The sequence below is a fragment of the Mycobacterium sp. TH-M25 genome (assembly GCF_057473665.1).
This window is the reverse complement of the sequence record NZ_JBYCLA010000069.1, coordinates 1-5,419: the sequence shown is the minus strand read 5'-3', so window position 1 is coordinate 5,419 and position 5,419 is coordinate 1. Positions and strand designations below refer to the sequence as shown.

Genomic DNA, 5,419 nt, shown 5'->3' with positions numbered 1-5,419 from the left:
CCCAGCTTCACCACCGCCTGCTTCGAGGACCCCCCGCGCGCTGTCCGCAGGCAGCCGGAGATGTCATCAGGACGCACTTCCCAGACGGCCACACCGGCACGGGTGCGGCGGTAAGCGGTTCGGTACTTGGCACCCTCGCCACTCCTGAGCTCCAGAACGCGCGCACGTTGCATAGGCGACAAAGACGCCACGAACGCATCCGTCCGCGCGGCGTCCCACCACCGCTCGTCGTCGACCGACAAGTCCTCAATGATCGAAGCGAGGCCTCCAATTCGTGGCGGCGGCGGCGTGGGCAGAGGTGCCCGGTGAGTGCGGAGACCCGGGTCGCCAAACACCCACTGAAGATAATCAGGGCGCAACTCACAGTGCGGCTCGGCGGTATCGGCGGGCGCGTCCAGCGCGCCGATGATGAACATGCGCGGGCGCGACTGCGGCAGAAACCGCCGCGCGTCGAGCGCCAACACGTCGACCGAATAACCAAGGTCGTTAAAGGCGACGATAGCCGCAGTCAAGTCATCGCCGCCGTGCGAAGTGGCGAGCCCAGTTACGTTCTCGAGCACCACCACCGGCGGGCGGCTTTTCCCAAGGCGCTCGAGCAATTTCACAAAATGCCAGAACACACCCGACTCCCGGCCAGCCAAACCGGCGCGGGCTCCCGCCAGCGACAGATCAGTGCAAGGGGATGATGCCCACGCGAGCGACGCGTCGGCCGGCAAATCGATCGCCTCGACGTCGGCGATGTCGCCGAGCGCGAAGGTATGGCCGTTCGACTCTCCGAACTGGCCGAGATACATATTGCGTTTGTCGGCCTCATAGTCATTAGCCCATGTCACCTGGAAACCAGCCTTTTCCAGCCCCATACGGGCAAGGCCGATGCCCGCGAAAAACTCAATGGCCTTCGGCTTGGATCGAGCGCCGCGAAGCGGAGTTACATTCCCCACGCGGCTCACAGTATCGGCCGCCGGCGACAACGCTGGGGTGACGCTCCGATAGCGTCGCTGAGGTGGCCAAATCGTGGGCGTCCAGCGACCACACCCGTCGCTCCATGCAGGGGAACCGCAGCCGGGACACAGCCCCGGAATTGGCGGTGCGGAAACTTGTTCACGCGATGGGGTTGCGCTACCGCGTTAACACTCGCCCATTGCCAAAGCTGCGCCGGACGGCTGACATGGTATTCACCCGTCGGCGAGTGGCGGTGTTCATCGATGGTTGCTTCTGGCATGGCTGCCCGATCCACCACCGTCAACCAAGCGCTAACTCCGACTACTGGACGGCCAAGGTAGCGCGGAACCGAGCGCGCGATCTCGCCACGGATGAGGCGCTGGAGGCTGCGGGCTGGACAGTGTTGCGGTTCTGGGAACACGAGCCACCTGCCAAAGTGGCCAAGGTAGTGCACACCTCAGTCTCCGCGAGCCCGCCTAACCAAAACCGCTGAATACCCTAACCAATGTCAGCACCGACCTGCAAAAAAACAGCAAAAGCTCGGACTTACAGACCAGGGAAGGCGTCCCGGATGAGCTTCAGCAGCGTACCTGCGCTTTCCCTGTCGATTTGAATGCTCTGAGACACTTTGCCGCGAATCTGACGGTCCTGCGAACCATAGGTGTCCAACTGCAAGATTCGCTTACCCTCAGTATCGAATACCCGCCAACCGCACAAAACTGGCCCATGAAGCGATGAGGCGGTAGACGGCACCGATGTGAACTCATCGATAAATGCCATGCAGATTCGCTCCATTCGATTCATCACGAATTGACGCGATCATAGCGTTAGACAGATTCAACTCTGAACAACTGTCGATTCGCATGACTCAGCCGCCCGCCACCTCACCCTCCCCCGCCGCAACCAGCAACATGAACGTCCGCTCCCCCGCCCCCACCTTGGTCGTCAGCACCAGCGGGTAATACCCATCCGGCACCGACTCCGCCACCTTGACCGTCACCGTCGACGTCCCAGACCCGTCGTCGCCGAACTTTCCCGATACCGGCTCCGCGGAAATCCCTGCTTCGTAAGACTTTCCGCTGATCTCGTAATCACTCGGCCCGTCGACCATCCGCTGCACGTTGACCGTCACATCCGTCGACGTCCCGGCATCCACCGCCACCAAAGCCGGCGACACGTTCATCGTCACTGCCAGGCTCCCCGCTCCGAACGACGGCGGCGCCGACGATGCGGCGGTCCCCCACGACTTGTTCGGTTTCGGCGACAGCGAGAACGCCAACTCCCCACCATCGGCGAGCATCGACTCCACAAGATACGTCTTATCCGTCGACCGCCCATCGACATGCAGGCCGGCAACATATTGCATCCGGTGAAGCCCGGACGCACCGGGCGCCGAGATCCGAATGGATTTGCCTGCGGGAAGGGCAATGTCGATGCGATCGAACAACGGCGTATTCACCGTCAACGTCGACGTGCCGGGCACAAAAGGATATAGACCCATCGACGCCCACACATACCACGCCGACATCGCGCCCAGGTCGTCGTTGCCCGGCTCGCCATCAGGTGTCGGACTGAACAGCGTGCCGCGAATTCGGTCGACCAATTCCTGTGTCCTCCAGGGCTGCCCGATGTAGTTGTACAGCCACGGCACCGCGAAGTCCGGTTCGTTACCCGCCCACAGATACGGCTCCACCGGACCAACGTTGAGCTTCGAGGTGAACTTGTCCAGCCGCTTCGACACCGCATCGCGCCCACCAAGTGCTCTCACCAGGCCGGCCACATTTTGCGGCACGTACCAGACGTATTGCTCGGCGTTGCCCTCGTCGAACCCGACCTGGCTGAAGCAGCCCTCACCGGGCGGCACCACCGCTGGGCCCGCAGGGAAAAACCCCAGGGCATTACGCGGCTGAATCGAGTGCGTGGTGGGATTGAACAGGTTCTGCCAGTACTGCGCCCGGTCCTGAAACTCAGCAGCAGCTTCAGAATCGCCTAACGCCGAGGCGAATTGGGAGATCGCGAAGTCGTCGACCGACCACTCCAACGAAATCGACGCGGCCGGGAACGACCCGTGGCACGACGAAGACGGTAACGGCAGGTAGCCGCGTTGCACATACGTCCCCACCGCCGGCCGCTCCACGTAACCGCGCCGCCCGACTCCGCCTTCGGTCGCGGCATCGAGCATGAAGTGCAGCGCACGGTCGACGTCAAAGTCCCTGGCGCCGAACGCATAGAAGTTCGCGATCAGCGGCACCACGCTGTCGCCGGTCATCTCCGCGGTCGCGGTGTTGGCCAGCGCCCACCGCGGGAACGACCCACTCTGCTCGGCGTCGTTGACCAACGACTGCGCCATGTCGCTGGCCTCCCGCGGAAACACCATCGCCTGCAGCGCGGCCACCCCGCGATAGGTGTCCCAGTCGGAGTAGTTGGCGTACTGGGTGTGGCCCGGCGGCACAGTGTGAAGTTCGCGGTCGAAGCCGATGTAGCGGCCGTCGACGTCGTTGAATGTGTTGGGGTTCAACAGCGAATGGTAGAGCGCGCTGTAGAACGTGACGATGTCGTCCTCGGTGTAGCCGGCAACCCTGATCCGCGACAACGCGTCATTCCACTGCTTGGAGGCGGCGGTGCGCGCATCGTCAAAGCTCACCGCGGCCTCGTCGAGGTTCTTGCGGGCTCCGTCAATGTCGACGTAGGACAACGCGGTTCGCACCTCGAGGTCCGAGCCGGCCGGGAACTCGACGTATCCCCCGCTGGACCCCTGATAGCTCGAATAGGCGCTGCGGCCGTCGGGAAATACGTCGAAGCCGTCCCCGGTGCCGAACGATGTGAACGGCTTGCTGAACTTCATCGCGAAGTACACCGTGTAGACGTTGTCCTTGCCGCAGAACCCGCCGCTGGTCGCCTGCCCGGTGATCGTGGTGTTGTCGTCTTCGATCTTGATTTTCGCCGCCGAGGTGCCGCCCAGTGATCCGCCGGGGCGCACGAAGAACCGCGCCGCACGATCGTTCGGATAGTGAAATCGCCCAATGCCCGTGCGGTTGGTGGCGGTCAGTTCGGCCTCGACGCCTGCGGAAGGCAGTCGCACTGCGTAGTAGCCGGGCACGCCGCGCTCGTGCTTGTCGTGCGCGATTTCCTCCGAGGCGTTCCACGGCTCCGAGCCGACCGGGCTCGTCGTCGGCAGCATCGAGATGTCACCGAACGCCGGGCACCCCACCGAGGCGTGCGTCATGCTGAACCCGGTGGACCGCCCATTGGAGTGGCTGTAGCCCGCATAGTTGCCGACGGTGTCCGGCGAGTACTGCACCATCCCGAACGGCACCGACGGGCCCGGGAAGTTGTTGATCTCCCCCACCGTCTTGCCGCCGTTGCCCGTACCGATCAGGGTGTCGACGTGCTCGACCGGGTTCGCCACCATCGGCGGCGGCTCATAGGACGTTGGCGTGGCGCTGACCAGCATCGCGCTGACCAGCACCGCCGCCGCGATAACCGCCACGGCACCCCGTCGTGACCGCATAGCCGCATTCTGCTCCTGAGCCGGCGCTTCGCGTGGGAGGCGGATCGGTGGGGCGGCCGATACCACTCAGTCATGCACCTTGTTTCAACGCTCGCGGCGGGGCGTTAGACAGTTGCGGCCGACCCTAGTTCAGCCGCTCCGCCGCCACGAACAGATTGTGCGGGGCGGTGTCCGCGACCGATACGCTTTAGCATCCCGTGCTTGCCCGCAGTGTGCGGCACGCTTCGTGCAGACGTGCTGGGGATAAGCGCGTGATCCTCCGGCGCAACGCGGCGCGCGGCAGCGTGTGAATGTTGTCGAAGTTGACGACGCAATCGCTAGGCACGTGGTCCTCGGCAGCGGTCAGCTGCAGCTCCGACACCAGTCCCCTGCGGGTCCGGGTCAGTGCCGCGACGACGACCCCGCCGATCCGGTCGGCGACGGGATCCCTGGTAAGGACCAGTACCGGCCGGTCACCGCCAGGCGTGGCGGCGAACCAGAGTTCACCGCGCCGCATCGGCCCAGTCCGCCCAGTCCTCCGCTGGCCCCCAATCGGCGATCTGGGCGAGCGCTTTCTCGTCGTCCGTCAAGGGTTTTTCGGCGTACGCGTGCACGTCCTGGTCGGCCGCGAGCTCAGCCAAGTGGCGTCGCAGCGCATCGCGAACGAGCTCAGACCGGTCGATGTCCAGCCGCTGCGCCCACTGCTCAATCTTCGCTGCGTCGGCGTCGTCGACGCGCACGCTGATCATTGTCATACATTGATTCTAATCTGTATGACACCGGCCGACCACCGTCGCGCTGGCCGCTGAGCCATTGTGAGTGGCTGGACCCGACGTCGGTGATGCTAGGAAACGTCCGGCAGCGGACGCGACGCGCAGACAGCGATGGAGCGTTCACACATCGTTCTTGTTGAGCAGCAATTGAATTCGGCGAACCAGAGTTCACCGTCGAGATCAACTCGTATACATGTCAGAGGTAGCCGATACG

5 protein-coding genes are annotated in these 5,419 nt (G+C 63.8%); 1 reads left to right on the top strand and 4 read right to left on the bottom strand.

The window, feature by feature from the left end; translation table 11 throughout:
- Positions 1–941, bottom strand: a 941-nt coding sequence (locus AC2VOU_RS02525) for a DNA cytosine methyltransferase (protein WP_486955942.1), incomplete at its 3' end; no start/stop codon positions are given.
- Positions 942–1,003: 62 nt separating this feature from the next.
- Between AC2VOU_RS02525 and AC2VOU_RS02520 the strand changes: the two genes are divergently transcribed.
- The gene (locus tag AC2VOU_RS02520) at positions 1,004–1,435 is read left to right on the top strand and encodes a very short patch repair endonuclease (protein ID WP_486955941.1); all 432 of its coding nucleotides are present in this window, start codon (positions 1,004–1,006) and stop codon (positions 1,433–1,435) included.
- A 375-nt stretch (positions 1,436–1,810) separates the two neighbouring features.
- On the opposite strand, the gene AC2VOU_RS02515 is transcribed toward AC2VOU_RS02520, so the two are convergent.
- From AC2VOU_RS02515 to AC2VOU_RS02505, 3 genes are all read right to left on the bottom strand, one after another.
- Positions 1,811–4,453, bottom strand: coding sequence for a GH92 family glycosyl hydrolase (locus AC2VOU_RS02515; protein WP_486955940.1), 2,643 nt, complete (start codon positions 4,451–4,453; stop codon positions 1,811–1,813).
- 187 nt (positions 4,454–4,640) lie between these two features.
- Positions 4,641–4,949 (bottom strand): type II toxin-antitoxin system PemK/MazF family toxin, encoded by a 309-nt coding sequence (locus AC2VOU_RS02510; protein ID WP_486955939.1) that lies wholly within the window; start codon positions 4,947–4,949, stop codon positions 4,641–4,643.
- A complete protein-coding gene (locus tag AC2VOU_RS02505) occupies positions 4,936–5,181 on the bottom strand; it encodes a ribbon-helix-helix protein, CopG family (protein WP_486955943.1) in 246 nt (81 codons plus the stop codon). The genes AC2VOU_RS02510 and AC2VOU_RS02505 overlap by 14 nt, the downstream gene beginning before the upstream one ends.
- Positions 5,182–5,419 lie beyond the last annotated feature (238 nt).